General features: G+C 63.0%; 22 protein-coding genes and 1 tRNA gene. 12 read left to right on the forward strand and 11 right to left on the reverse strand.

Annotated features, from left to right (window positions below; translation table 11 throughout):
* Positions 1–8 precede the first annotated feature (8 nt).
* From mce to LHFGNBLO_RS20160, 6 genes are all read left to right on the forward strand, one after another.
* Entirely contained in the window at positions 9–413 is a 405-nt protein-coding gene (gene mce, locus LHFGNBLO_RS20135) for a methylmalonyl-CoA epimerase (RefSeq protein ID WP_258601053.1), read from the forward strand.
* A complete protein-coding gene (locus LHFGNBLO_RS20140; protein ID WP_258601055.1) occupies positions 410–694 on the forward strand; it encodes a DUF1467 family protein in 285 nt (94 codons plus the stop codon). Before mce ends, LHFGNBLO_RS20140 begins: the two co-directional genes overlap by 4 nt.
* 646 nt (positions 695–1,340) lie before the next feature.
* Positions 1,341–2,669: a proline--tRNA ligase gene (proS, locus tag LHFGNBLO_RS20145; protein WP_258601057.1), complete on the forward strand. Its 1,329-nt coding sequence runs from the start codon at positions 1,341–1,343 to the stop codon at positions 2,667–2,669.
* Positions 2,666–3,952, forward strand: coding sequence for a lipoprotein-releasing ABC transporter permease subunit (locus LHFGNBLO_RS20150; RefSeq protein ID WP_258601058.1), 1,287 nt, complete (start codon positions 2,666–2,668; stop codon positions 3,950–3,952). Before proS ends, LHFGNBLO_RS20150 begins: the two co-directional genes overlap by 4 nt.
* A complete protein-coding gene (locus tag LHFGNBLO_RS20155) occupies positions 3,949–4,632 on the forward strand; it encodes an ABC transporter ATP-binding protein (RefSeq protein WP_258601060.1) in 684 nt (227 codons plus the stop codon). The genes LHFGNBLO_RS20150 and LHFGNBLO_RS20155 overlap by 4 nt, the downstream gene beginning before the upstream one ends.
* Positions 4,633–5,148: 516 nt before the next feature.
* Complete coding sequence (locus LHFGNBLO_RS20160; protein ID WP_258601062.1) at positions 5,149–6,423, forward strand: site-2 protease family protein; 1,275 nt, start codon at positions 5,149–5,151, stop codon at positions 6,421–6,423.
* A 3-nt stretch (positions 6,424–6,426) separates the two neighbouring features.
* Here the strand turns inward: LHFGNBLO_RS20160 and lipB are convergent, their stop codons facing one another.
* Positions 6,427–7,170, reverse strand: coding sequence for a lipoyl(octanoyl) transferase LipB (gene lipB, locus LHFGNBLO_RS20165; RefSeq protein WP_258601064.1), 744 nt, complete (start codon positions 7,168–7,170; stop codon positions 6,427–6,429).
* A 263-nt stretch (positions 7,171–7,433) separates the two neighbouring features.
* Between lipB and LHFGNBLO_RS20170 the strand changes: the two genes are divergently transcribed.
* The 3 genes from LHFGNBLO_RS20170 to LHFGNBLO_RS20180 all read left to right on the forward strand — a co-directional run bounded on the left by LHFGNBLO_RS20170 (position 7,434) and on the right by LHFGNBLO_RS20180 (position 9,223).
* Positions 7,434–7,518: transfer RNA gene (locus LHFGNBLO_RS20170), tRNA-Leu, on the forward strand.
* A 110-nt stretch (positions 7,519–7,628) separates the two neighbouring features.
* Positions 7,629–8,024 (forward strand): hypothetical protein, encoded by a 396-nt coding sequence (locus LHFGNBLO_RS20175; protein ID WP_258601065.1) that lies wholly within the window; start codon positions 7,629–7,631, stop codon positions 8,022–8,024.
* 266 nt (positions 8,025–8,290) lie between these two features.
* Positions 8,291–9,223: a TauD/TfdA dioxygenase family protein gene (locus LHFGNBLO_RS20180; protein ID WP_258601066.1), complete on the forward strand. Its 933-nt coding sequence runs from the start codon at positions 8,291–8,293 to the stop codon at positions 9,221–9,223.
* Between the two features lie 167 nt (positions 9,224–9,390).
* Here LHFGNBLO_RS20180 and LHFGNBLO_RS20185 read toward each other — a convergent pair whose 3' ends face one another.
* The 7 genes from LHFGNBLO_RS20185 to LHFGNBLO_RS20215 all read right to left on the reverse strand — a co-directional run bounded on the left by LHFGNBLO_RS20185 (position 9,391) and on the right by LHFGNBLO_RS20215 (position 18,273).
* Positions 9,391–12,075, reverse strand: coding sequence for a phosphoenolpyruvate carboxylase (locus tag LHFGNBLO_RS20185; protein WP_258601067.1), 2,685 nt, complete (start codon positions 12,073–12,075; stop codon positions 9,391–9,393).
* Positions 12,076–12,141: 66 nt separating this feature from the next.
* Complete coding sequence (locus LHFGNBLO_RS20190; RefSeq protein ID WP_258601068.1) at positions 12,142–13,110, reverse strand: 2-hydroxyacid dehydrogenase; 969 nt, start codon at positions 13,108–13,110, stop codon at positions 12,142–12,144.
* A 94-nt stretch (positions 13,111–13,204) separates the two neighbouring features.
* Entirely contained in the window at positions 13,205–14,104 is a 900-nt protein-coding gene (gene sucD / locus LHFGNBLO_RS20195; RefSeq protein WP_258601069.1) for a succinate--CoA ligase subunit alpha, read from the reverse strand.
* A 14-nt stretch (positions 14,105–14,118) separates the two neighbouring features.
* The gene (locus LHFGNBLO_RS20200) at positions 14,119–15,303 is read right to left on the reverse strand and encodes a malate--CoA ligase subunit beta (protein WP_258601070.1); all 1,185 of its coding nucleotides are present in this window, start codon (positions 15,301–15,303) and stop codon (positions 14,119–14,121) included.
* 18 nt (positions 15,304–15,321) lie between these two features.
* Positions 15,322–16,284: an HpcH/HpaI aldolase/citrate lyase family protein gene (locus LHFGNBLO_RS20205; protein ID WP_258601071.1), complete on the reverse strand. Its 963-nt coding sequence runs from the start codon at positions 16,282–16,284 to the stop codon at positions 15,322–15,324.
* Positions 16,285–16,299: 15 nt separating this feature from the next.
* Positions 16,300–17,490, reverse strand: coding sequence for an aminotransferase class V-fold PLP-dependent enzyme (locus LHFGNBLO_RS20210; RefSeq protein ID WP_258601072.1), 1,191 nt, complete (start codon positions 17,488–17,490; stop codon positions 16,300–16,302).
* A gap of 108 nt (positions 17,491–17,598) precedes the next feature.
* Positions 17,599–18,273 carry a LuxR C-terminal-related transcriptional regulator gene (locus LHFGNBLO_RS20215; protein WP_258601073.1) on the reverse strand — a complete coding sequence of 225 codons (675 nt, stop codon included), beginning with the start codon at positions 18,271–18,273 and terminating at the stop codon, positions 17,599–17,601.
* Between the two features lie 333 nt (positions 18,274–18,606).
* On the opposite strand from LHFGNBLO_RS20215, the gene mgtE reads away from it, so the two are divergent.
* Positions 18,607–20,025 (forward strand): magnesium transporter, encoded by a 1,419-nt coding sequence (gene mgtE / locus LHFGNBLO_RS20220; protein ID WP_258601075.1) that lies wholly within the window; start codon positions 18,607–18,609, stop codon positions 20,023–20,025.
* A gap of 151 nt (positions 20,026–20,176) precedes the next feature.
* A complete protein-coding gene (locus LHFGNBLO_RS20225) occupies positions 20,177–20,563 on the forward strand; it encodes a MerR family transcriptional regulator (protein WP_006335629.1) in 387 nt (128 codons plus the stop codon).
* A gap of 76 nt (positions 20,564–20,639) precedes the next feature.
* Here the strand turns inward: LHFGNBLO_RS20225 and LHFGNBLO_RS20230 are convergent, their stop codons facing one another.
* Both LHFGNBLO_RS20230 and LHFGNBLO_RS20235 read right to left on the reverse strand, forming a co-directional pair.
* Positions 20,640–21,116: a methyltransferase family protein gene (locus LHFGNBLO_RS20230; RefSeq protein ID WP_258601078.1), complete on the reverse strand. Its 477-nt coding sequence runs from the start codon at positions 21,114–21,116 to the stop codon at positions 20,640–20,642.
* The gene (locus tag LHFGNBLO_RS20235) at positions 21,113–22,111 is read right to left on the reverse strand and encodes a heparan-alpha-glucosaminide N-acetyltransferase (protein WP_258601079.1); all 999 of its coding nucleotides are present in this window, start codon (positions 22,109–22,111) and stop codon (positions 21,113–21,115) included. Before LHFGNBLO_RS20235 ends, LHFGNBLO_RS20230 begins: the two co-directional genes overlap by 4 nt.
* A 243-nt stretch (positions 22,112–22,354) precedes the next feature.
* On the opposite strand from LHFGNBLO_RS20235, the gene LHFGNBLO_RS20240 reads away from it, so the two are divergent.
* Positions 22,355–23,554, forward strand: a complete 1,200-nt coding sequence (locus LHFGNBLO_RS20240; RefSeq protein WP_258601080.1) for an MFS transporter — start codon at positions 22,355–22,357, stop codon at positions 23,552–23,554.
* A gap of 3 nt (positions 23,555–23,557) precedes the next feature.
* On the opposite strand, the gene LHFGNBLO_RS20245 is transcribed toward LHFGNBLO_RS20240, so the two are convergent.
* The gene (locus LHFGNBLO_RS20245; protein WP_258601081.1) at positions 23,558–24,739 is read right to left on the reverse strand and encodes an aromatic ring-hydroxylating oxygenase subunit alpha; all 1,182 of its coding nucleotides are present in this window, start codon (positions 24,737–24,739) and stop codon (positions 23,558–23,560) included.
* Positions 24,740–24,741 lie beyond the last annotated feature (2 nt).

Below are 24,741 nucleotides of genomic sequence, written 5' to 3' on the forward strand. Positions count from 1 at the left end.
AAGCGCTTATGCTCGGACGCCTGAACCATGTCGCGCTTGCCGTGCCGGATCTGGGCGCGGCGATCGCGGCCTATCGCGATACGCTCGGCGCTCGGGTCACCGCGCCGCAGGCGTTGCCGGAGCATGGCGTGACGGTGGTTTTCGTCGATGTCGGCAACACCAAGATCGAATTGCTGGAGCCGCTGGGCGAAAGCTCGCCGATCGCCGCGTTCCTGGAGAAGAACCCTTCCGGCGGCATGCATCATGTGTGCTACGAGGTCGATGACATCCTGGCCGCGCGGGACAGGCTGAAAGCCAGCGGCGCCCGTGTCCTGGGCGACGGCAATCCCAGGAACGGCGCCCATGGCAAGCCGGTGTTGTTCCTGCACCCCAAGGATTTCTTCGGCACGCTGGTCGAACTGGAGCAAGCATGAGCTGGGTTTCATTCACAGCCCTGTTCTTCGCCACCTGGTGGGTGGTGCTGTTCGTGGTTCTGCCGTTCAGCGTGAGGACGCAGGACGATGATCACGACGTGACGCTGGGCACCGTGCCGAGTGCGCCGCGCGGTCCGCATATGCTGCGCGCCGTCGTGCGCACGACGATCGCCACGATGATCATTATGGGCATTTTCTACGGTCTGACGCGGGGGCTGGGTCTCAGCCTTGACGAGATCCCGCACATCATACCGGAGTTCAACCAGACACCTGCGCAATAGGTCCGACGGGGGCTTTTGCATCGTTGCCGACATCAAGCGTCGGACCGGCCTGCAATGGGTGCCGGAGTCCTGACCTGCATGCTGACGCAGGGTAATGTAATTCAGCAAGTTGGCGCGCTAAGCAGATGATTGCACAAAAAAAATGCAAGGCACAAGGCCTTGCAATTTAAACGCGTCCGATCTGTTTCCGGTTTCCGGCGGCAGCGAGTAACCGCGCCTAGATCGCATCCTCCCAAGACTTTGACCGCGTAGGAGAGCAGATTTTTCTCTACCCTCTCGGTTATCGGGGCACACTAGCCTAAGGCGCATGAAAATGTCACGAAGAATTTTGCCCCGAAACAGGCAATCTCGTGCTGCAGTGCACAATAGTACGGCAGGCTTTGCTTGTGAAACGATCAACAGGGCGCCTGCAGCACTGACGCGCCTAGAGCGCCGCGCATCCTGTGGACGCGCAAAGGACGCTCCAGCACTTTGGAGCCACGCATCGTCTTTTCCGATCCGAAGGTCGGCGCAGCAAAATCGATTTTCCGATTTCGGTCGATGCGGCAGGTCGGGTTTCCATTCCGTCACGAAATAGCTATGAAGCCGGGGCAAGCAAGCCAGCCGCGCCGATTCCGGTGCAGCCTCCTCTCTCACGGACCAGTCCATGCGTTTGTCGCGCTATTTCCTGCCCATCCTCAAAGAAAATCCGCGCGAGGCCGAGATCGTCTCGCACCGGCTGATGCTGCGCGCCGGCATGATCCGCCAGCAGGGGCAGGGCAGCTTTTCCTGGCTGCCGCTCGGCAAGCGGGTGCTGGACAAGGTCTGCCGCATCATCCGCGAGGAGCAGGACAGGGCGGGCGCGTTGGAAATCCTGATGCCAACCATCCAGTCGGCCGATCTGTGGCGCGAAAGCGGACGCTATGACGACTACGGCAAGGAGATGCTGCGCATCAAGGACCGCCAGGACCGCGACATGCTTTACGGTCCGACCAATGAGGAAGTGGTCACCGAGATCGTCCGCGCCTATGTGAAATCCTACAAGGACCTACCGCTCAATCTTTATCACATCCAGTGGAAGTTCCGCGACGAGGTGCGGCCGCGCTTCGGCGTCATGCGTTCGCGCGAGTTCCTGATGAAAGATGCCTATTCCTTCGACCTCGATTTCGAAGGCGCAAGGGCGGCCTATAACAGAATGTTCGTCTCCTACCTCAGGACGTTCACGCGCATGGGCCTGCAGGCCATCCCGATGCGGGCCGATACCGGGCCGATCGGCGGCGATCTCAGCCATGAATTCATCATCCTGGCTGACACCGGCGAGAGCCAGGTCTATTGCGACCGCGATTATCTCTCGCTCAAAGTGCCCGGAGAAAGTACCGATTTCGCCAATGACGACGAGATCGCCGACATCGTGAAGACATGGACGACGCCCTACGCCGCCACCGACGAGATGCATGACGAGGCGGCCTGGGAAAAGCTCGGCGAAGGTGACCGGGTCTCGGCGCGCGGCATCGAGGTTGGCCACATCTTCCATTTCGGCGACAAATATTCCAAGCCAATGGGCGCCAAGGTGACCGGACCTGACGGCAAGGATCATTTCGTCTCCGGCGGCTCCTACGGCATCGGTCCGTCGCGCCTGGTGGCGGCGATCATCGAGGCCAGCCACGACGACAACGGCATCATCTGGCCGGAAGCGGTGGCGCCGTTCGATGTCGGCCTGATCAACATGAAGGTTGGTGATGCCGAATGCGACCGCGTCTGCGGAGAGTTCTATGCAGCACTCGTCGCTGCCGGCAAGGACGTGCTCTACGACGACACCGACCAGCGGCCGGGCGGCAAATTCGCCACCGCCGACCTGATCGGCCTTCCCTGGCAGGTGATCGTCGGGCCGCGCGGTGTTGCCGCCGGCGAGATCGAGATCAAGAACCGCAGGACCGGCGAGCGCGAGACGCTGCCGATCGCAGACGTGAAGAAACGCTTCGGTGCTACCGCATGAGCGAGGCTGCAGCAGCGAAGCGTTCGGTCGCAGGCCCGTTTTCCATGTTCGAACGCATGGTCGCGTGGCGCTATCTGCGCTCGCGGCGCAAGGAGACGGTGATTTCGGTCATCGCCTCGATCTCCTTCCTCGGCATCATGCTGGGCGTCGCCACGCTGATCGTCGTCATGGCTGTGATGAACGGGTTTCGCGCCGAGCTCCTGACGCGCATCCTCGGCGTCAACGGCCATCTGATCGTGCAGCCGCTGGATTCGCCGCTGGAGGACTATGCGCAGGTCGCCAGCCGTATCAACGGCGTGGCCGGCGTCAAATACGCCATTCCGCTGATCGACGGCCAAGTGCTGGCGCAAGGCAATGTCGGCGGCGGCACCGGAGCACTGGTGCGCGGCATACGCGGTGAGGATCTCGGCAAGATCGCCATCGTCGCCAACAACGTCAGGCAGGGCTCGCTCACCGGCTTCGACACCGGCGAGGGCGTCGCCATCGGCAAGCGCATGGCCGAGAACCTCGGCCTTGTGCTCGGCGACACCATCACGCTGATCTCGCCGGACGGCGATGTGACGCCGCTCGGCACGACACCGCGGATGAAGGGGTACCCGATCACGGCGATCTTCGAGGTCGGCATGTCGGAATATGACAGCTCCATCGTCTACATGCCGTTTTCCGAGGCGCAGCTCTATTTCAACATGGACGGCAGGGCCCAGACGATCGAGATCTATGTCGACGATCCCGACGATGTCGATGCGCTGAAGCCGAAAGTCGAGGAGGCAGCGCAACGACCGATCGACATGGTCGACTGGCGCCAGCGCAACGAGACGTTCTTCTCTGCCCTGCAGGTGGAGCGCAACGTCATGTTCATGATCCTGACGCTGATCGTGCTGGTGGCGGCGCTCAACATCATCTCGGGCCTGATCATGCTGGTGAAGGACAAGGGCCACGACATCGCCATCCTGCGCACCATGGGTGCGTCGCGAGGCGCCATCCTGCGCATCTTCCTGATGACAGGAGCGGCAATCGGCGTCACCGGAACCATCGCCGGCGTTCTGCTCGGCGTGCTCATCTGCCTCAACATCGAATCCATCCGCCAGTTCTTCTCCTGGATGACCGGCAGGGTTCTTTTCAATCCGGAGCTTTATTTCCTCAGTCAGTTGCCGGCGAAGATGGATCCGCGCGAGACGACCTACGTCATCCTGATGGCGCTCGGGCTTTCCTTCCTGGCAACCGTGTTTCCGGCGTGGCGGGCCGCCCGCCTCGATCCGGTCGAAGCGCTGAGGTATGAGTGATGGCCGAGGCCATTATCGAGCTGAAGAGCGTTGAGCGGCACTATGTTCAGGGGCCGCGCAAGCTCACCATTCTCAACGGCGCCGATTTTTCGCTGAAGCGCGGTGAGATGGTAGCGCTGGTGGCGCCTTCGGGCACCGGCAAGTCGACGCTGCTGCACACCGCCGGGCTGCTGGAGCGGCCTGACGCCGGCGACGTGATTCTCGCCGGTCGCGCCTGCGGGCGGCTTTCCGATGAGGAGCGCACGGCAATCCGCCGCAACGATGTCGGCTTCGTCTATCAGTTCCACCATCTGTTGCCCGAGTTTTCGGCGCTGGAAAACATCATGATGCCGCAGCTGATCAAAGGGCTGTCGCGTCAGGAGGCGTCCGAGCGGGCGGCACAATTGCTCGACTACATGCAGATCGGCAAGCGCGCCCAGCATCGCCCGTCCGAACTTTCCGGCGGCGAGCAGCAGCGCGTCGCCATCGCGCGTGCCGTCGCCAATGCACCGCTGGTGCTGCTGGCCGACGAGCCGACCGGCAACCTCGACCCGGTCACCGCCTCCTATGTCTTCGAGGCGCTGGAGGCGCTGGTCCGGCAATCGGGCCTGGCAGCACTGATCGCCACCCACAACCACCAGCTTGCCGCGCGCATGGACCGTCGCGTGACGCTGGCCGAGGGTAAGGTCGTCCCGCTTTAGGATGCATTGATATTCAGGTGAGGCCGGCCTGCGGATGGCAGTTTCCTGCGGTTCCGGTGCTCACGTGCCTTAAGTACGCTCCGCTCCGGTTCTCGGAACCCGTCATCCTCGATTCGGCCTGACCTGAATCTCAACGCACCCTGGTGGGCCCGTCGCGAAGGGGGCTGGTCTGTGGTCAATGCCTGTTGGCGCCCGTCAACCTTTCCTTAACCCTGCCGAATTGATCACCGCATTTCCGGATCATGCCCGGACTGCGGTCGTTGACATTGGAACAAAATTAGAACAAAAAACGAACATACCAACAACAGGAGAGAGTTATGACCGATCTTGTCCAGGATGTCGTCTCGCTGGTGTGCATGAGTGCGTTTCTCGTTTCCATGGCCATCTGGATCGGAGCCATGTGAGGAGCCGACGCCTTGCGACTGATGTTTTTCGGCCGGTATGAGGCGTTGATGCTGTTAAGCTTTTCTTGCCGCCCTGACGCTAGGGTGCCCTGAAGACAGGGAGTACTGCCCAGTGTCGCCCATCGTCACGGCCCTCCTCGTGGCCTGCAATCTCGGCCTGATCTTTCTGCTGATGACCGTGCCGCTCGGGCTGCGCACGGTCCGGCTGAGCCGGCTGGTGGCGGCCGACCGGCACCGGCTCTGGCAGGTGCTGTGGCCGCTTGGAAGCGACGCCGGCTGGTCGGGCAAGATCCTGTCCGCCGAGGCGCTCGACGGCCCGGGCGCGGCCCGGATCAGGCTGTCCTGGGAAGGGCGCGATGGCCAGCCGATCGAGCGGAAGGTTCTGCTCGAAGATGTGGTGGAAGACAGCCGCTTTTCCATGTGCGTCGTCGACGATACGTCGCTCGACGCCTCATTCTTCGCCGACTATCGCGAAACCACCGAACTCATAGCCGAGGGCACTGCCACGCGGGTGATCCTCAGCCAGACCGATCGCTATCGTGGCATTGCCTTCCTGGTTTTCCGCTATTTCGCCATGCGCCGCGAGCTCGGCAAGCTGGAGATCTGGGTCAGGACCGGGCACTACCGCAAAGGCGGCTGGTTCGAGCACCCGCTCAGCCAGGTCGGCTTTGCCGTTCTCTCGGCATTCATCCTGTGGCCGTTGTTCGGGCTCAATCTTGGCGGCCTGGCGCTGGCCGCGATCCTGACCTCGGTGGTGGCCCTGCACGAACTCGGGCACATGGCGGCGTTCCGGCTGACGGGGCATCGCCAGGCGCGAATGATCTTCATCCCGTTGCTCGGCGGCATCGCCATTGGCGGGCGGCCCTATGACAGCCGCTTTGAAGTGGCCTTCGTCGCGCTGATGGGCGCCGGCTTTTCGGCTTTCCTGGTGCCGCTGCTGATTGCCGCCAGCGCGCTTGCGAGCGGCGAGGGGCATCGGCTGGCAGCTACGCTGCTGGCGACGCTTGCCGGTTGTGCGGCACTGTTCAACATCGCCAATCTGGTGCCGGTGTGGAAGTTTGATGGTGGTCAGGTGCTGCGCCAGATCTGCCAGGGTCCGATCGCGCTGGCTCTGGCGTCGTTTTCCCTGCTCTCCGCCTTGCTGGCGCTCGGTTGGCTGGCGGGCTTTTCATCCGGCTTCCTGCTCGTGGCCTGCGCCGTCTTTTCAATCCTCAGCCTGCTGACCATGGGCAGCGCGGTCAAGCCGCGTCATGACCTGAAGCCGATCCGCACCTTCGACCGTTTCGCCATGGCCGGCGCGCTGCTGGCGGTGTTCGCTATCCACGGCTATGGGCTGTTGTGGGCATCGGCGCGGCTGCTCGGAGCCGGCATCTCGCCGATGGGATAGAGTTCATCCCGCCTTGCGGGGCGCTTCGATGAACGAAGGCTCGGCGGGGCCGAAAACATCTTCAAAGGCGGATTTCAGCGCGATGTCGAGGTCGGCCATCCCAATGGGAAGGCCGAGATCGACAAGGCTGGTGACACCGTGATCGGCCACACCGCATGGCACGATGCCGCTGAAGTGGCTGAGGTCCGGCTCGACATTGATGGCAATGCCGTGAAAGCTCACCCAGCGCCTCAGCCTGATGCCGATCGCGGCGATCTTGTCCTCTGCCGGCGAGCCGTCGGGCAGGGCAGGGCGATCGGGCCGCACCACCCAGACGCCGACACGATCCTCGCGGCGCTCGCCCCGCACGTTGAAGGCGGCGAGCGTGCCGATGATCCATTGTTCGAGCGCGGCAACGAAGGCGCGGACATCCTCGCGCCGCCGCTTCAGGTCAAGCATCACATAGGCGACCCGCTGACCCGGCCCATGATAGGTGTATTCGCCGCCGCGCCCGGCCGCGAACACCGGGAAGCGGTCCGGCTCGATCAGGTCTTCGATGCGAGCGCTGGTGCCGGCGGTGTAAAGCGGGGGATGCTCGACCAGCCAGACCATCTCGCCGGCGGCCCCGCTTCTGATCGCTTCGGCGCGCCCTTCCATAATGGCGAGCGCGTCCGGGTAGGTGGTCAATCCGGGCTCGATGCGCCATTCGACCGGCGCGGAACCGGGCAGGGGCAGGAATGACGTGGCGATCTGGCTGCGTTCTGGCATGGGCTTATCTCGATCTAAAGCGCAGCGCGCTTTAGATGTTTGTTTTTATGCAAATCGTGATCCCAAAACCGCTGCGCACTTTTGGGCGACATGCATCGTCCCCTCATATGGCGGCAATCGGCCAAAACGTCCAGTTCGCAGCGCGTTTGCGCCTTCTCGACCCTCGTGCCAACTCCCCGGCGATTATTGCGCGACGCGCCCTTGTTTCGCCGGAAACGATTTGCTACACGCCGCGAGCCGGTTGGTTCCGGCTCCTACCACGTGCGGTCGTGGCGGAATTGGTAGACGCGCAGCGTTGAGGTCGCTGTGGGGCAACCCGTGGAAGTTCGAGTCTTCTCGACCGCACCAAATTTCCCTATGACGCGGCTTGCGTTTTTAAGTGCCTCACCGGATTGGCTTTGCCCAAAGGCCTATGCAAAACTGCCGGCATGACTGACACACCACCTCCAGGATATGACATGCGCGACCTAATGGCAGCGGTCGGCGAGGTTCTGTTGTTTTGGGGCTTTCTGGAGACGGCGATACGTGGGCGCCTTGCTGTGATCGACACGGTCGCAGTGGAGGCTAAGCCAGCCACGAAAGCCTCTGTGCTCGCCCAATGGCGTAACGCGGAAGCTGATCGTGGCGATGCACGGGTTGTCCAACTGTTCGCCGATATCGAGGAAGTGGCCGCGCTCCGGAATTGTCTGGCACATGGCCTTTCGTCGGCGTCGGCAGATCCATGGAGCGGAAAGGAAGCGAAGGTCGTCTGCCTCGCACCGGACGGAAGCCGCAGCGTCACGATAACTGAAATGCAAGACGCCAAGGACTACCTTCATGGAATGACCAACCGGGTCCGCGATCTGTCCATCTGAACCACCTCACTTCCCCATTTCGGGGCCACAGTTCTGATAGACGGGGCAGTATGTGCCTCATTGCCGGCGCGCTCCATGCCGCCCACACCTCCGAAACCAGCCCAAGCAGAAGTCATTTTTCTTCGAGCCGCCGAACTTTGGAACACTGTTTCTATGGAATTTGTAGAATTATGTTTGGATACGACCTCGGTACTGGTCGCTAAGTTCTGACGGGGCCTTCGCCTCCTCGGCAAGTTGCGCCAGCGATTTAGAGAATGGAGGTTCCCATGGCCAAACTTGCCCCCGTAGATCAGATCATCCCAGAAGCCGATGTTGTCCCGCTTACGGGACGTGTCGGCGCAGAGATCAGGAATATTCGGCTTTCCGGCGACCTGCCGCAGCAGACGATAGTGGCGATCAACCAGATCCTGTTGCGGCACAAGGTGGTGTTCTTCCGCGATCAGGCGCATCTCGACGACGCCGAGCAGGAGCGCTTTGCCCATCGACTCGGCGAACTTGTGCCGCATCCGACACAAGGTCCCATCAAGGGAACGGCGTCCATTCTCGAGCTCGATTCGAGCCGTGGCGGCGGTCGTGCCGATCAATGGCATACCGACGTCACCTTCGTCGACGCCTATCCGAAATTCTCTGTTCTTCGCGGCGTCGTCATACCGCCGGCTGGCGGCGACACCATCTGGTCGAACACCGCGGCGGCCTACCAGGACCTGCCCGCTCCGTTGAAGCTGCTCGCCGACAATCTCTGGGCAGTTCACAGCAACGTATACGACTACGCGGCGGTCCGGCCGCGTGCGACCGCTGCGGAAAAGAAGCACTTCGAGGAGGTCTTCACCTCGACGATCTACGAGACCGAGCATCCCGTTGTGCGCGTCCATCCCGAGACAGGCGAACGCACGCTGCTGCTCGGCAATTTCGTGCAACGTCTGGTCGGTCTTTCCAAAGGCGATTCAGCGCGGCTCTATGAGGTGTTCCAATCCTATGTCACCGCGCCGGAGAACACCGTCCGCTGGCGCTGGAAAGCCGGCGATGTGGCGATCTGGGACAACCGGGCCACGCAGCACTACGCAGTCAACGACTATGGCGATCAGCACCGGGTCGTGCGTCGCGCCACGGTCGACGGCGACGTTCCGGTCAGCGTCGACGGTCGCCGCAGCGCCACCCGCATCAAGGTCGCGAAGCCCGCCACCGACAAGGCCGCCTGAGGCATGGCCGAACTAGGGAAACCGCTATTCAGGCGGCATTCCTCGGCCGAGCCAGGGCGTCGGCCACGATCTCTCCGAAGGACGCTGGCGTCGGCACGATGACGACGCCGGCTTCCCTAAGGGATTTCGATCTTTTCCTGCGCCGACTCGCTCGGCAAAAACCGGGCCTATCCCGTCCACCCAAGGCCAGCCGAGATGCAATTGATCGATACGAGCAGAGCGTCGGTCGCCCGCTTTTGATCCGCCGTGCCGGTATTTGCCCTGACATTACGCAGCAGATCGACCTGCAGCCGGTGAATGTCGTCCATCTGTCGCCGCAGATTGTCGAAACGCCGCTTGAACATCGGAAAGCGCGCGGAAAGATCACCTCCCGTGAGGTCAACAATCAAGCGTCGCGTCAATTCGTATTCGGCGGCGATGCGGGCGTAGATTCGTCGGGCCGCATCGCTGTCGGCCACCAGGCCGGCGTAGAGCCGCGCGATCTCCATGTCGGACTGGTAAAGCGTCTTCTCGGCCTCGTCGACGATCAAGCGGAAGAAGCGCGAGTGCTCGAACATGCGGGCCAGAAGCTCGCGCCCGGCCTCGCCGCGCACCGCGACGAAAGAGCTGAGTGCGCTGCCGATGCCATACCAGCCGGTCAACAGATGACGGTTCTGGCTCCAGGCGAACACCCATGGAATGGCGCGAAGGTCGGCAATGCCGCTGGCGCCGAAACGGCGATCCGGCCTCGAGCCCATTTTCAGCAGCGCCAGTTCCGCGACAGGGCTCGCCTGGTTGAAATAATCGAGGAAGCCGGGCTCAGCCATCAACCTGGCATAGGACGCCTGCGACATGCCTGCCAGCGCTTCCAGCGCTTCGTCGAACTCCGGCGTTTCCTTCGGCTCGACATCACCGGGCGATCCGACACTGTGGGCCAGCACGCCGGCGGCGAGAACCTCGAGCTGGTTGAGGCCGGTGCCGCGATTGGCGAATTTCGACGATACGACCTCGCCCTGCTCCGTCACCCGCATGGTTCTGGCGACGGTGCCTTGCGGCTGTGCCGCGATCGCCCGGCCGGTCGGCGCGCCGCCGCGGCTGACCGAGCCGCCGCGACCGTGAAAGAAACTGATCCTGACCTTATGCTTGCGCCCGACGGCAGCGAGGCGCTTTTGCGCTTTTGCCAGTTCCCAATTGGACGCCAGGAAACCGCCATCCTTGTTGGAATCCGAATAACCAAGCATGATTTCCTGGCGCGCGCGAAAATCCCGCACTGTCCGCCTCACCAGCGAAATGCCGAGCAATTCATTCAGGATGGCAGGGGCGGCCTGCAGATCGGCAATGGTCTCGAACAATGGCACGATCCGCAGCCTGACTGTGCCGCCGCCACCGGGCGCGGCTGAAAGTCCGCAATATTGCGCCAGCAGATAGACCGCGAGCAGGTCGTCGACGGAGCGGGTCATGCTGAGAACGAAAGAGCCGACAGCGTCGGCATCCGAAGTTGAGAGGCGCTTGGCGATGACGGAGAATGTCGAAAGCAGTTCACCGGCCTCAGGCGAGAGCCGGCCTGCGTCGATCTCCAGCCGCTCGCCCTGGCTGAGGCTTAAGCGAATGCGCGCCGACCATTGCGGCGTGCCGACAGTGACCGGATCGACGGGATCTTTCAACGCAAACAGCTCCGCCAGAACCCGGTTGACGACCGTGGAGTTCTGCCGGATGTCGAGCGAGACGGTGCGGAAGCCGAAGCTTCCGACTTGCCAAAGCAGAGGCTGGACGAAACGCCTGGCTACCGCGCGCCCTCCGATTGCGTCGAGAACGCAAGACAGCCCGTTCAGATCGGCATGAAACGCCTCTGCCGAGAGGTAGGCCGCCTTACCGCCGTCCCGCGTGGCCACCAGCCGGGCATGCAAGGCCGTTGCGAACTGGCGAAGCGGTTCGTCAGGGTTGCGGGCGGCGATCATTTGCGCCTGTCCGCTCCTATCAAGTGCCGCTTGCAGCACCGGCTTGAAGCTGGCAGGCAGGTCGATGACGTTCGAACTGGCGCTGAGCACCGTCACCAGCCGCTGCATCTGCGTGAGATACCAGCCTATGGCGGTATTGCGGTATTCGGTCATGGCATGGTCGGTGACAGCGGCCGTCACATTTGGATTGCCATCGCGATCGCCGCCGATCCACGAGGCATAGCGCATGAAGGGGGGAATTCTGATCGGCTTTCCCGGATAATGACGCTCGAAGGCGCCTTCAAGCTTGCCATAGAGCTGCGGCGTTGCCTCGAAGATGACTTCGCGAAAGAAATGCAGGCCCCAGGCGATTTCGCGTTCGACCGTCGGGCGCTCCAGTCGCAGCTCGCCCGTCATCCACAGAAGCTCAATCTCGCTCTCCAGATCGGCGACCAACAGGTCGCGTTCGCGCGGCGCCCAGCGCGGCTGGTCGAGCTCGGTCAGCTTGCGATAGATACGGCGGTGGATCTCCAGCACCGTGACGCGTTTGGCCTCCGTCGGATGCGCGGTCATGGTCGGACCGACGCAAAGTTCATCGAGCGCCGCCTGGACTTCCTCCGCTGACTGACCGTTCGCTGCCATCTGCGCAATCACGCTGGCGAAGGACCCGGGCACTTCGTCGACACCCGCGCCCTGTTCGAGTTCGCGACGCGCCCGCATGGCAAGCAGCTCGTCGGCAATCGCCAGCAACTGGAACCATACGCCGCTCGCCTGAAGCGCCGGGATGCACTGCTCTGCGGCGAGGGAGACAAGCGACCTACGCCCAGTCAGAACGGCGGCGATCTCGGGCTCGCGCGCGCTTGCGACCTGAAGCAGCAAGCGCAACAAAAGGCTGCGCTCGTCCTCACGAAAGTTGATGCGTCTGCTCTGTTCCAAGTGCTTTCCTAATCCGTCCGCATCGATTGCCGCTGTAGCCGCGCCCTCAATCGAGGGCAGCGGCTGTCAGGCGACCCGATCGGGGACCGGTTGACCGTCGAAGAAAGCTGTCAGGTTCTCCACCACCTTCATGCCCATTGCCACCCGCGTTTCCTCTGTCGCACTGCCGAGATGTGGCAACAGCACGACGTTCTCCAATTTCTTCAACGCCTCCGGAACGGCCGGCTCGTCGGCAAAGACGTCGAGACCCGCCCCCGCGATCTCGCGCCTTTCCAGCGCACCGATCAGGGCATCTTGGTCGACCACATCGCCGCGCGCCGTGTTGATCAGGAACGCACAGCCCTTCATCAACCGCAGGCTTCGAGCATCGATGAGATGGCGGTTTTCCGCGCCGCCCGGACAGTGCAGCGACACGAAATCAGATGCTGCGAGCACATCTTCCAAGGCCGGCATCTGCACCGCGCCCATGGCGCGCGTCTCGTCATCATCGACCGGCGAGCGATTGAAGAACACGATCTTCATACCGAAGCCGAAATGCGCGCGCCTGGCTGTCGCCTTGCCGATGCGCCCCATGCCGACAATACCCAAGGTCTTGCCCGACACCTTCGCGCCGGCCATGTGGGTCGGCGACCAGCCACGCCACTCTCCGGCCCGCAGCTGCCGCTCGCCCTCACCGGTCCGGCGCGCGACAGCCAACAGCAGGCTGAGGGCGAGGTCGGCGGTGCAATCGGTCAGCACGCCCGGGGTGTTGGTCACCACGATGTCGCGGTCACGGGCCGCCGCGACATCGATATGGCTGAAGCCGACGCCGAAATTGGCGATTATCCGGGTGCGGGCGGCGCTCTCGGGAAACACCGCAACAGGCAAGCGGTCGCTGACCGTTGCCAGGATCGCGTCAAAATGCGCGAATGCCGATGTCATTGCGGCAGGGCTCAGCGGCGTATCGCTGGCGTTGAGCGTCGTGTCGAAGCGCTCGGCGAGGATCGCTTCAACGGCGGTGGGCCATTTGCGGGTGACAATCAAACGCGGTTTCATCTGATATCCTGCCGATCGATGGGCCGCGATACTCCCGCCAACCCCGAAAACAGACTGCACATTTTGCGCTATGCGGCCGTCGCCCGGTCGGCCATCACGCCGCCTTCTTCGTCTGCGCCAGCGTGTCGGCCACGACTTCGCCGAAGGACGACGGCGTCGGCACGATGACGACGCCGGCTTCCTTGAGGATTTCGACCTTTTCCTGCGCCGACTCGCCAAAGGCCGAGATGATCGCGCCGGCATGGCCCATGCGCCGGCCTTTTGGCGCGGAGAGCCCGGCAATGTAGGCGATCAGCGGCTTGCGCATGTTGTCGCGCGCCCAGATAGCGGCTTCGGCTTCCTGCGGTCCGCCGATCTCGCCGATCATGACCACGGCGTCGGTGTCGTCGTCCTGTTCGAAAAGCTTCAGAATGTCCTTGAAGGACGAGCCGTTGATTGGATCGCCGCCGATGCCGACGCTGGTCGAGACGCCGATGCCGAGCGCCTTCATCTGCGAGGCGGCCTCATAGCCGAGCGTGCCCGAGCGGCCGACGATGCCGACCCTGCCTGGAAGATAGATGCTGCCGGGCATGATGCCCATCAGCGCTTGTCCAGGCGTGATCATGCCGGCGCAGTTCGGCCCGATCAACCGCATGCGATCCTCGAAGCGGTAGCGGCGCATGTAGCGCTTGACCTGCATCATGTCCTGCGAGGGGATGCCGTCGGTGATGCAGACGCAGAGCTTGATGCCGGCATCCGCTGCCTCCATGATGGAATCGGCGGCAAAGGGCGGCGGCACGAACACGATGCTGGCCTCGGCACGGGTCTCGCGCACCGCGCCCTTGACCGTGTTGAAGATCGGCAGGCCGAGATGCGTCTGTCCGCCCTTGCCGGGCGTCACGCCGCCGACCAGCTTGGTGCCATAGCGCTTCATGTCCTCGGCATGGAAGCTACCGATCTTGCCGGTAAAACCCTGGACGATGACTCGTGTGCTTCGGTTGAGCAGGATTGCCATTTTTTCGACCTCCCTCAGGCTGCTTTTTTCTTGGTGGCCGCGCGCCATGCGGCGACGGCTTTCTCGGCGGCTTCGGCGAGCGTGTCGGCAACGATCACCGCCTCGCCGGAATCGGCCAGGATGCGGCGCCCTTCCTCGACCTTGGTGCCGGCGAGCCGCACCACCAAGGGCACGTTGACGCCGACTTCTCGGATTGCCTTCACCACACCCTCGGCGACCCAGTCGCAGCGGTTGATGCCGGCGAAGATGTTGACGAGAATGGTCTCGACATTCTTGTCGCCCAGCACGGCGCGGAACGATTTTGCAACCCGCTCGGGCGAGGCGCCGCCGCCGATGTCGAGGAAATTGGCCGGCTCGCCGCCGGCGATCTTGATCATGTCCATCGTCGCCATGGCGAGGCCGGCGCCATTGATGATGCAGCCGATATTGCCGTCGAGGCCGACATAGGAGAGGCCTCGGTCGCTGGCAAAGGTTTCGCGCGCGTCTTCCTGGCTCTTGTCGCGCAATTCGGAGATTTCCGGCCGGCGAAACAGCGCGTTCTCGTCGAACGACATCTTGGCGTCGAGCGCGACGAGGTTGCCGTCGCGGGTCACCACCAGCGGATTGATCTCCAGCATCGAGGCATCGTAGTCGCGGAACACCTGATAGCAGCCGAGGATGGTTTCGGTCGCCTTGCCGATGAGGTTCTGGTCGAGGCCGAGCCCGAAGGCGATCTCGCGCGCCTGGAACCGCTGCATGCCGACGCCGGGGTCGACAGTGGTCCGGATTATGGAATCCGGAGCCCTCTCGACGATGTCCTCGATCTCCATGCCGCCGGCGGCCGACGCGACGATCATCACGCGCTCCTCCTTCCGGTCGAGCACGAAGCCGACATAGAGCTCCTGGGCGATGTCGACGGCTTCCTCGAGGTAGAGCCGCGAAATCAGCTTGCCGCGCGGCCCAGTCTGTTGGGTCACCAGCTTGCGGCCAAGCATGGCCTCGGCGGCGCTGGAGATCTCCTCGTCATTGGCGCACAGCTTGATGCCGCCGGCCTTGCCGCGCGCGCCGGAATGCACCTGCGCCTTGACGACCCATTTGCCGCCGCCGATCTCGCGGGCGCGGTAGGTCGCCTGTTCCGGGCTGTAGGCCAGGCCACCGCGCGGAATGTGGACCCCGTGCCGGGCGAGCAGTTCCTTGGCCTGATATTCGTGGATGTCCATTTTGTCCTCCCGGGATTCTCAGTGTGCGGCAACGCGTCCTTGACCGGCGCGTTCGATTGCCTCGTTGACCACCAACACGTTCCTCGCCATGCGCTCCGACGCAGCGTCGATCATCTTGCCGTCTAGCGCTGCAGCGCCTTTGCCCAGTGCCTCGGCTTCCTTCAGGACTTCCAGGATGCGCCGGGCGCGGGCGACCTCCTTTTCCGGCGGCGAGAAGACGTTGTTGGCCAGCTCGATCTGCGAGGGGTGGATCGCCCATTTGCCTTCGATCCCCAGCGCTGCCGCGCGCTTTGCGCCCGCGACGTAGCCCTCCGGATCGGAGAAATCACCGAACGGTCCGTCGATGGCGCGCAGGCCGTAGGCCCTGCAGGCGACGGTCATCCGCGACAAGGCAAAATGCCATTGGTCGCCGGGATAGTCGGGGTTGAGACCGCCAATGTTGACGGTGCGCGCCTTGCAGCTTGCGGCATAGTCGGCGACGCCGAAATGCATTGCCTCCAATCGTCCCGGGAAAGCAGCGATCGCCTCGACATTGGCCATGCCGAGCGCCGTCTCGATCAGCGCTTCGAGACCGACGCGGGTCTTGTAGCCCTTGGCCATCTCGATCTGGTTGACCATCGCCTCGACCATGTAGAGATCGGCCGGGACGCCGACCTTCGGCACCAGGATCGTGTCGAGCCGGTCGCCCGCCTGCTCCATCACGTCGACGACGTCGCGATACATGTAATGCGTGTCGAGGCCGTTGATGCGCACCGACACCGTCTTGCCCTTGGCGCGCCAGTCGATGTCGTTGAGGGCCTGGATGATGTTCTTGCGCGCCCGCTCCTTGTCCGGCGGGGCGACCGCGTCCTCGATATCCAGAAAGACGAAGTCGGCGGCGCTGTTCGCCGCCTTGTCGATCATCTCCGGGCTTGAGCCTGGAACGGCCAGTTCGCTTCGCTGCAGCCGCAGCTTCCTGAGATGGTTGATCGTGTGGCTCATGTCGCGTCTCCGGGATCAGGCGGCTTCGGCGATGGCGGGCTGCTGCGACCGGCGGAAATGTGCGATCGCCGCACCGACGCCGGAACCCGGCGCCAGCTTGACGCCACAGTCGAGCAGCGCCATTTCCGCCGCCGACAGCGAGGCCAGGACCATCACCTCGTTCAGCCAGCCGAGATGGCCGATGCGGAAAACCTTGCCGAACACCTTGTTGAGGCCGCCGCCGAGCGAGGTCTGGTACTTCTGGTAGGCGTTTTTGACGACCTCGCCGCTGTCGATCCCCTCCGGCACGAGGATGGCGCTGACCGTGTCGGAGTGCCATTTCGGCGCTTTTGCGCAAAGCTTCAGCCCCCAGGCGTCGACCGCCTTGCGCACGCCTTCGGCCAGGCGATGATGGCGAGCGAAGATGGTCTCGAGCCCTTCCTCCGCGATCAAGTCGAGCGAGGCGCGCAGGCCGCGCAGCAACTGCGTCGCCGGCGTGTAAGGAAAATAGCCGGCGTCATTGGCACGGATCATGTCCTCGAACGAGAAGAAGCAGCGCCGGTGGGTGGCAAGCCTCGAGGCGACCAGGGCCTTCTTGCTGACCGACAGGAAGCCGAGGCCGGCAGGCAGCATGAAACCCTTCTGCGAGCCGCTGACGACGCAGTCGACGCCCCATTCCTCCTGCCGGAAATTGATCGAGCCGATCGACGACACGCCGTCGACGAAGAGCAGGGCAGGGTGGTTTGCTTCGTCGAGTACGGCGCGACAGCCGGCGACGTCGCTGGTGACGCCGGTCGCAGTCTCGTTCTGCGTGCAGAAGACCGCCTTGATGCGGTGCGCCTTGTCCGCCTTGAGCCTTTCCGCGTAGAGCTCGAGCGGGACACCGGTTCCCCACTCGCAGTCGATGACGTCGACCTCGAAGCCGAGACGTTCGGCCATGTCGACCCACAGATGCGAGAACTGGCCAAAGCGCGACATCAGCACGCGATCGCCGGGGCTGAGCACGTTGGTCATCGCCGCTTCCCAGGCGCCGGTGCCTGATGACGGGTAGATGAAGACGCGGCCGGTTTCGTTCTTGAAGACTTTTTTGATGTCCTCGAACAGCGGCAGGGTGAAATCAGGGAACGTCCCCGCGCGCATGTCCTCCATCGGAAGGTTCATCGCCTGCCGGACCTGTTCGGGGATGTTGGTAGGCCCCGGAATGAAAAGATGGGTGAACCCAGCCATGTGCGAACTCCTCCGATGATTAGCGATTGTGGAGGGAGTGTCGTTTGGACGGCGCGGCGCAACAACACCTTGCCGGGTAAGATCTCGCCGCGCGCGGGTGGGCTCGTCCTACCCGGTCGGCCTACCCGAAAGGGTACGGCGCTTCTCGTTCGAATAGAGCGCCACCGCCATCGCACGGTTGCGGACGGCGAGCTTGTCGTAGAGATTCTTGAGGTGGTACTTCACCGTGTTCTCGGAGATCCCCGTCCGCGTCGCGATCTGAAGGTTGGTCCAGCCGTCGGAAAGCACCGCCAGCAATTCCCGCTCTCGAACCGTGAGCTGCGACAAGGGCGTGTCGTTGACCTTGTTGATGTCGATGTAAGGGATGCAGATGCGGCCGTGCGCGACTGCCAGGATCGTCTCGAAGATGATCGGCGGGTCGTCGAACTGGAAGCAATAGCCATGCGCCCCGAGGCGCACGCACTGCTTCAGGATGCCGATGTCGTGGTCGTTGGAAAACACCGTGATGCGCACGTTGAGCTTGCGGCTCTGGATCTCGGCGAGAACATCAGCGCCGTCCATGTCGGCGAGCTTCCAGCCGATGACGGCAACGTCGAATTGCGGCGAGGCTGCCAGGTCCAGCAAGTGCTTGCCGCTTTGCACGGAGCCGAAAAACTCGAAACGCCCGTCGCATTCCAGCATTTCGCGCAGGGCCGATACGACGAGCGGATTGCGTTCGGCGACGACGACGCGAACGCGTCGCTGTCCGATTGCCTCGTTCGTTCTCTCCGACTTTATGTTCAAGGGCTTCCGGTTACTTTTGCCTGGACCCAACGCCACGGCAATTCTGCCCTAACCGCGAATGGGTGCTCTTTCCCCAGCGACATGCACTGTCGCGCCATCTGAACCCGGAGTCCCATCATCTTTTGACGAAATGACCTTCGACCGGTGGCCGGGAAGGAACTATTTCGTCTGATATTCCCGCGCGTTGTAGCGGCGGGTTCTCAAGCTGAATCGTGCCGCCGCGCTATCTGCTATTTGAGCACCGGATTTTCCGAAAACCGGTTTCCACTTTTCGAGATCATGGTCTAGACCTGACAGGCACCTTTTCCGGAATGCCGATGGCGGGAGGCGCTGGTGGAAGGCCAGGACGAACAGACGACCGGCGCCAGCGCCGCTGAAGACAGCCACGCCGATATCTACGGCGAGGACGGCGTCGTTCTGTCGTCATTCCTGGCCCAGATCGGCGCGGCGATCGCCGATCGCGACACGCTGACGCTGAAGCGCGAAGTCGACGACCTGCACCAGTCGGAGCTCGGCGACCTGCTCGAAGCGCTTCAACCCGAACAGCGCCGCGTGCTGGTCGAACTCTTGGGCGCCGACTTCGACTTTTCCTCGCTGACCGAGGTCGACGAGGCGATCCGCATGGAGATCGTCGACAACCTGCCCAATGCGCAGATCGCCCAGGCGGTACAGGAACTCGATTCCGACGACGCGGTTTACATTCTCGAAGACCTCGAAAAGGAGGACCAGGACGAGATCCTGTCGCAGCTGCCGTTCACCGAACGGATCAGGCTGCGCCGCTCGCTCGACTATCCCGAAGAGACCGCTGGCCGCCGCATGCAGACGGAGTTCGTCGCGGTGCCGCCGTTCTGGACGATCGGCCAGACCATCGACTACATGCGCGAGGACCAGAACCTTCCCGACCGCTTCAGCCAGATCTTCGTCATCGATCCGAGCTTCAAGCTGGTCGGCGCCATCGACCTCGACCAGATCCTGCGCACCAAGCGCTCGGTGAAGGTCGAAGAGGTCATGCATGAGACCCGGCACGCCATTCCGGCGACCATGGACCAGGAAGAGGCCGCGCGCGAATTCGAGCAGTATGACCTTTTGTCGGCCGCCGTCGTCGACGAGAACGAGCGGCTGGTCGGCGTGCTGACGATCGACGATATGGTCGACGTCATCCAGCAGGAGGCCGAAGAGGACTTGCTGCGCATGGGCGGCGTCGGCGACGAAGAGCTGTCGGACAGTATTTTCTCGACCTCGCGCTCGCGCGTTCCATGGCTGCTCATCAATCTCTTGACGGCGTTCCTGGCGGCCTCGGTGATCGGCCTGTTCGACCACACGATCGAACGGATCGTGGCGCTGGCCGTGCTGATGCCGATCGTGGCGGGCATGGGCGGCAATGCCGGCTCGCAGACCATGACCGTCACCGTGCGGGCGCTGGCGACGAAGGATCTCGACATCTACAATGCCGGCCGCATCATCCGCCGCGAGATGGGGGTGGGCTTCATCAACGGCATCATTTTCGCCATCCTCATCGGCATCGCCGCGGCGGCGTGGTTCTGGGACCCCAATCTGGGTGGGATCATCGCGGCGGCGATGATCATCAACATGTTCGTTGCGGCTCTGGCCGGCATCCTGATCCCGCTGCTGCTCGACCGGTTCAAGATCGATCCGGCCGTGGCTTCGGCGGTTTTCGTCACCACAGTCACCGACGTCGTCGGCTTCTTTGCCTTTCTGGGCCTTGCCACCTGGTGGTTCGCCGTGCCCTGACAGGGCCATGCCTTCAATTGACTTTTACGTAAATGCCGTGCGAGGCTTGCGCGGGTTCCATGTCGATTCCGACGGGACGGGGTTTTATAGGGGCAGGCAGGCGAAGTCGCATGGTCGGCCATCGCCTGAGGTTCCGGCATCTGGAGTGACAATGCGGGAATATTATTCGATCACCGAACTGACCCGCGAATTCGAGGTTTCGACGCGGACGCTGCGCTTCTACGAGGACGAAGGGCTGGTGCAGCCGGTGCGGCGCGGCCGTACCCGGCTGTTTCGCCCGTCTGACCGGCATCTCATCCGCCAGATCATGCGCGGCAAGAGGCTCGGCTTTTCGATCAACGAAATCCGCGAAATCATCCAGATGTACAAGGAGCCGCCCGGTGAGGTCGGTCAACTCAAGCTGATGATCAAGCGCATCGAGGAAAAGCGCGAGGATCTCAGGCAGAAGCGCCGGGACCTCGAGGAGACTTTGGCCGAACTCGACCAGGCCGAGGAATCCTGCGTCGAGCGGCTGGTGGAACTCGGCGTCAACACCTGAGCTCCTTCTCGATACTCAATTCGACAATCAATCCGGCGGCTCGACAATCAATCCGGCGGCCGGTTAGCGCGGCAGCTCAGATCCAGCGCCGCACCCTTTTCGCATAGTCCCGGTATTTCTTGCCGAACTTCGCCGCCAGCACCTTTTCCTCGCCCTCGATCGCGACCTTCTGCGTGGCAAAGGCTGCGATCAAGGCGAGCGGCAGAAACCAGGCGATGCCCGAAACGAGGGCCACGCCGATCAACAGCAGTGTGTTGGCCAGATACATCGGATTGCGGGTGATGCCGAAAGGGCCTGACGTGACCAGGTGGTCCGGCACGGCGTTCGGATTCATCGTCGTCCTGGCCCGGATCATGGTGCGGATCGCTGTGAACCAGAGCGCGGCGACGCCGAACAATGCCACCCAGCCGGCGGCGAAGAGGATGTCGCCCAGAAGGTTGCCGATCCATGGCAGCGGATAGAGAAGGCCGAGCGCGATGCTGATGGCGATGGCCGCGATATAGATCAGCGGCGGCCAAGGTATTAGCCCCGGTTTCGGCTGACTGACGGTCATTGCTGCCCTCCCTCCATCATTGTGCTCTCGGCCTTGGCGGTGCAGGTGCCGGCGAGATCGGACAGATGCGCTTTCCACTCGGGGCTTGGGTCGCCGCTGTAGAGCCGATCCAGCGAGGCTTCGCCCTCCATCGTATCGAGCATGCACACACAATAGCTGGCGCAGAACTCCGTGTCGCGCGATTGCTCGCACGATACCTGGCACTCTTTCAGGAAGGTGACCTCCCGGGTTTCGACCTGTGCCGGCATGACTTGCGAAAACAGCCAGATGCAGCCGAACAGCAGCGGCTGGTGGATCAGGTAGAAAGCCAGGCTGTGGCGGCCAATGAAGACCAGTGGATTTGCCCAGCGGCCGGGCGTGAGGCCAGCCAACCGGGTCAGCACACCGGAGGTTGAGGCGAGCGTTGTTGCCGCGATGCCGGCAAGTACGGCGCCGAACCAGGGAAACACAGGAACATAGTCGTTGGAACGCGGGTTGGTTGCCGACAGGCCGACCCACCACAGAGCGGGATGGTCGAAGGTTGCGGACCTGAGATAAAATGGCGCCGCGATCACGATAGCCGCCACCAAAAGCGTCAGCAGCGCCGGCAGCCTCAGGAACAGCAGGGCGAGCAGGCTGGCCAGTGCGATCTCATGCAATATGCCGAAGAAGACGAAGCCGTTGGGCGTGGCGATCCGGGTGACGAGCGAAATGGCTATTGCCGCCACGGCAACCATGGCGAAGCGCCTCCAGAAGCCCGGCCAGCGGATTTGCCTGCCATGGGCGAGGTACAGGCTGACGCCGACGAGAAACAGGAAGGTCGAGGCGATGCAGCGCGCATAGATCTTCCACCAGCCGACCGCGGTCAGGCCGGGATCGGTGTAGCCGAAGAATTCGAGATCCCAGGTGAAATGGTAGCTCGCCATGGCAATAAGGGCGATGCCGCGCACCACGTCGATGGCGATGATGCGCTTGGGTCGGTCCTGAACGGGTGCGGTCGGGGTATCGATGCTCATGGTCTCGTAGTTCTGATTCAGCAAGCCAAGACGACTAGCACGGTTGCCCCGGACAAAAGAAGGCAGGGCATCGCCGGCGTCAGTACGGACGTGCCGCAGACTCCGCATCGGGACTCGCATTAGGCCAGCGGCGGAAAGCCTTTGGCCGGCTGCGCTTTTTGCCGTGAAGGGGTCGGTTTCCTGTTACCGGCGCAAGGATCGTCACGGCAGATTTGGCCGCGCGATTCTGCTTTGGGGAAAGCAATGTCCACCCATGTGCGCCATCCAATCTGGCTTCCGGCCTTGCGGCCGGCGGATGCCCGCACCTTTGCCTCGCTCTATGCGGTCGAATCCTTTGCGCGTGCCACCGTGTCGAGCGTCATCCCGATCCAGGCCTACGAGATCCTGCACAACGAACAGATCGTCTCGATTCTCTACACAATCGTAGCTATGCTCGGCCTGTCGGTGACGCTGTTCATGCCGATGCTGATCCGGCGCTTTGCCCGGCGCTGGGTCTACACCGCCGGCGCCTGCCTGCTTGCCATCGGTTCGCTGTTCTTCGTCACCCACACGCTTGCCGGTCAGCTGGCGGGCATGCTTTGCCGCGTCATGGGCGCCAGCGCTTTGTCGATCACGCTCAACCTCTACATCATGGACCACATCCGCAAGACCGACTTCATGCAGGCCGAGTCGCTGCGCATGGCGTGGTCGATGTTCGCCTGGACCGGCGGGCCGACACTCGGCATTTTTCTCTACACGAGCTTCGGCATCTATGCCGCGCATGGCGCGGTTGCCGTCTTTTCCATGATCCTGCTGGTGCTGTTCTGGACCTATCGGCTCGGCGACAACCAATCGATACGTCCGGGCAAGACGCGACCGGCCAATCCGCTGGCCAATATCGGCCGTTTCGTCGCCCAGCCGCGACTGAGGCTGGCCTGGCTGATCGCCTTCGGCCGCTCCTGCTTTTGGACGACCTTTTTCGTCTACGGGCCGCTGTTCATGGTGATCACCGGCGAGGGCAAGCTTGCCGGCGGCCTGCTGGTTTCGGCGGGCAACGCGCTGTTGTTCATGGCTATCTTCTGGGGCAAGGCGGGAAAGCGGTTCGGCGGCCGGCGGACGATGACGTTCGCCTATTTCGCCATGTCGGCCACGCTTTTGGCGGCTGGCGCCGTCGGCGAAACCGTGCCGCTGCTCACCGGCGCTTTCCTGCTTTGCGGCGCCTTCTTCACCATTGCGCTGGATGCGCTGGGCTCGACCGCCTTCATGCGCTCGGTGCGATCCTATGAGAGGTCGCAGATGGCGGCGGTGTATCGCACCTATCTCGACTTTTCAGAACTCATCCCGCCGCTGGTCTATTCGGTGGTGCTGGTGTTCTTCGGCCTGGGCTCGGTTTTCGCGACGCTTGGTCTGCTGGCGGCGGTTTGCGGGTTCGTTACGTGGCGCTATCTGCCGAAGTCGCTTTGATCTTCAGGGCTTGGGTGCATGCGCTGCATGCCGCTCGCGCACCCAGTTGTGAAAGCGGTGCAGGTCATATTCCTCGGGCATCAGCACGCCGGCCTGGTGGCGTATCGAGCGCAGGCCTTTCTGGTTGACCTCGCAGATCGCCGCATCCTCCTCCAGCACCTGCCTGCCGAAGGCGACGATGTTGTCGATGTCGGCTGAGGGCGCGGCGAGCGCCTCGGGCGAAAAAAGCCATTCGGCGGTGAGTTCTGTCTGCTCGGCCCCGAGCGGCACCAGCCGCACGGTTCTGACATAGTCGACGTGGCCAACGATGAACATCGACGGCAGATTGGTGGCGTAGGTTTGCCCGGCGACGCGCTCGGCGGGCGTCAGCTCGGCGAAGACCGGGCCATGCGCCTGTCCGTCGCGCGACCAGGTCTCGGCCCCGACGCGCAGGCCGCCGGAAAACTCCGGCGCGTCATTGTCGGCATGGCGCACCCAGTCCGGGTCGTCGTGCCGTCCCATCAGGCCGCGGCCATAGATCGGCACCAGCCTAGACAGATCCTTGTGGACGCCCGGGCAGTGCAGGCATTCGTTGAAGTTTTCCCAAAAGATCTTCCAGTTGCAGTTCATTACCTTGCGCAACGCATGGCCGCTCACCAGCGTCTCCAGCGGCCAGTTGGAAAGGTTGCCGGATGCGGGATCGAACGATGCTTGCGCCGAACCGCCGGCGTCTTCGCCGAGATTGACGAAGACAAAACCGCGCCACACCGACAGCGCCACGCGGTAGAGCGGGTGATCGGCCTTGTCGAAACCTTCCGGCAGCGACTTCGACGGCACGCGCACGAGATCGCCGCGCAGCGAATAGGACCAGGCGTGATAGGGGCAGGTGATGAGCCGCGCCTTCAGCCGGCCCTCGCTCTCCTGGCAAAGCTGCGAGCCGCGATGCCGGCAGGTGTTATGGAAGGCGCGCAATTCGCCGGTGTCGTCGCGCAGCACGACGATTTCCTGCGTGCCGATGCGGAATGTCTTGAAAGCCAGCGGTTGCGCGAGATCGGCCTCGCGGCAGACCAGCAGCCAGCTTTTGTACCAGATGGCGTCGAGATCCCGCTGATGGGCCGCGATATCCCAATAGGCCGATGATGGCAGCGTCGGTTCGGCTCTGGTCAGGCCGTTATAGGGATCGTGCTCGCTCGGGCTGGGTTGCATGA

Origin of the sequence: Mesorhizobium sp. AR10 (assembly GCF_024746795.1) — a bacterium.
Lineage (GTDB): Bacteria > Pseudomonadota > Alphaproteobacteria > Rhizobiales > Rhizobiaceae > Mesorhizobium.

Excerpts from the sequence above, each read along its gene's own strand:
- mce (WP_258601053.1), top strand. The coding sequence starts at position 9 with ATGCTCGGACGCCTGAACCATGTCGCGCTTGCCGTGCCGGATCTGGGC.
- LHFGNBLO_RS20140 (WP_258601055.1), top strand. The coding sequence starts at position 410 with ATGAGCTGGGTTTCATTCACAGCCCTGTTCTTCGCCACCTGGTGGGTG.
- proS (WP_258601057.1), top strand. The coding sequence starts at position 1,341 with ATGCGTTTGTCGCGCTATTTCCTGCCCATCCTCAAAGAAAATCCGCGC.
- LHFGNBLO_RS20150 (WP_258601058.1), top strand. The coding sequence starts at position 2,666 with ATGAGCGAGGCTGCAGCAGCGAAGCGTTCGGTCGCAGGCCCGTTTTCC.
- lipB (WP_258601064.1), bottom strand. The coding sequence starts at position 7,170 with ATGCCAGAACGCAGCCAGATCGCCACGTCATTCCTGCCCCTGCCCGGT.
- LHFGNBLO_RS20175 (WP_258601065.1), top strand. The coding sequence starts at position 7,629 with ATGCGCGACCTAATGGCAGCGGTCGGCGAGGTTCTGTTGTTTTGGGGC.
- LHFGNBLO_RS20180 (WP_258601066.1), top strand. The coding sequence starts at position 8,291 with ATGGCCAAACTTGCCCCCGTAGATCAGATCATCCCAGAAGCCGATGTT.
- LHFGNBLO_RS20190 (WP_258601068.1), bottom strand. The coding sequence starts at position 13,110 with ATGAAACCGCGTTTGATTGTCACCCGCAAATGGCCCACCGCCGTTGAA.
- sucD (WP_258601069.1), bottom strand. The coding sequence starts at position 14,104 with ATGGCAATCCTGCTCAACCGAAGCACACGAGTCATCGTCCAGGGTTTT.
- LHFGNBLO_RS20200 (WP_258601070.1), bottom strand. The coding sequence starts at position 15,303 with ATGGACATCCACGAATATCAGGCCAAGGAACTGCTCGCCCGGCACGGG.
- LHFGNBLO_RS20205 (WP_258601071.1), bottom strand. The coding sequence starts at position 16,284 with ATGAGCCACACGATCAACCATCTCAGGAAGCTGCGGCTGCAGCGAAGC.
- LHFGNBLO_RS20210 (WP_258601072.1), bottom strand. The coding sequence starts at position 17,490 with ATGGCTGGGTTCACCCATCTTTTCATTCCGGGGCCTACCAACATCCCC.
- LHFGNBLO_RS20225 (WP_006335629.1), top strand. The coding sequence starts at position 20,177 with ATGCGGGAATATTATTCGATCACCGAACTGACCCGCGAATTCGAGGTT.
- LHFGNBLO_RS20230 (WP_258601078.1), bottom strand. The coding sequence starts at position 21,116 with ATGACCGTCAGTCAGCCGAAACCGGGGCTAATACCTTGGCCGCCGCTG.
- LHFGNBLO_RS20235 (WP_258601079.1), bottom strand. The coding sequence starts at position 22,111 with ATGAGCATCGATACCCCGACCGCACCCGTTCAGGACCGACCCAAGCGC.
- LHFGNBLO_RS20240 (WP_258601080.1), top strand. The coding sequence starts at position 22,355 with ATGTCCACCCATGTGCGCCATCCAATCTGGCTTCCGGCCTTGCGGCCG.
- LHFGNBLO_RS20245 (WP_258601081.1), bottom strand. The coding sequence starts at position 24,739 with ATGCAACCCAGCCCGAGCGAGCACGATCCCTATAACGGCCTGACCAGA.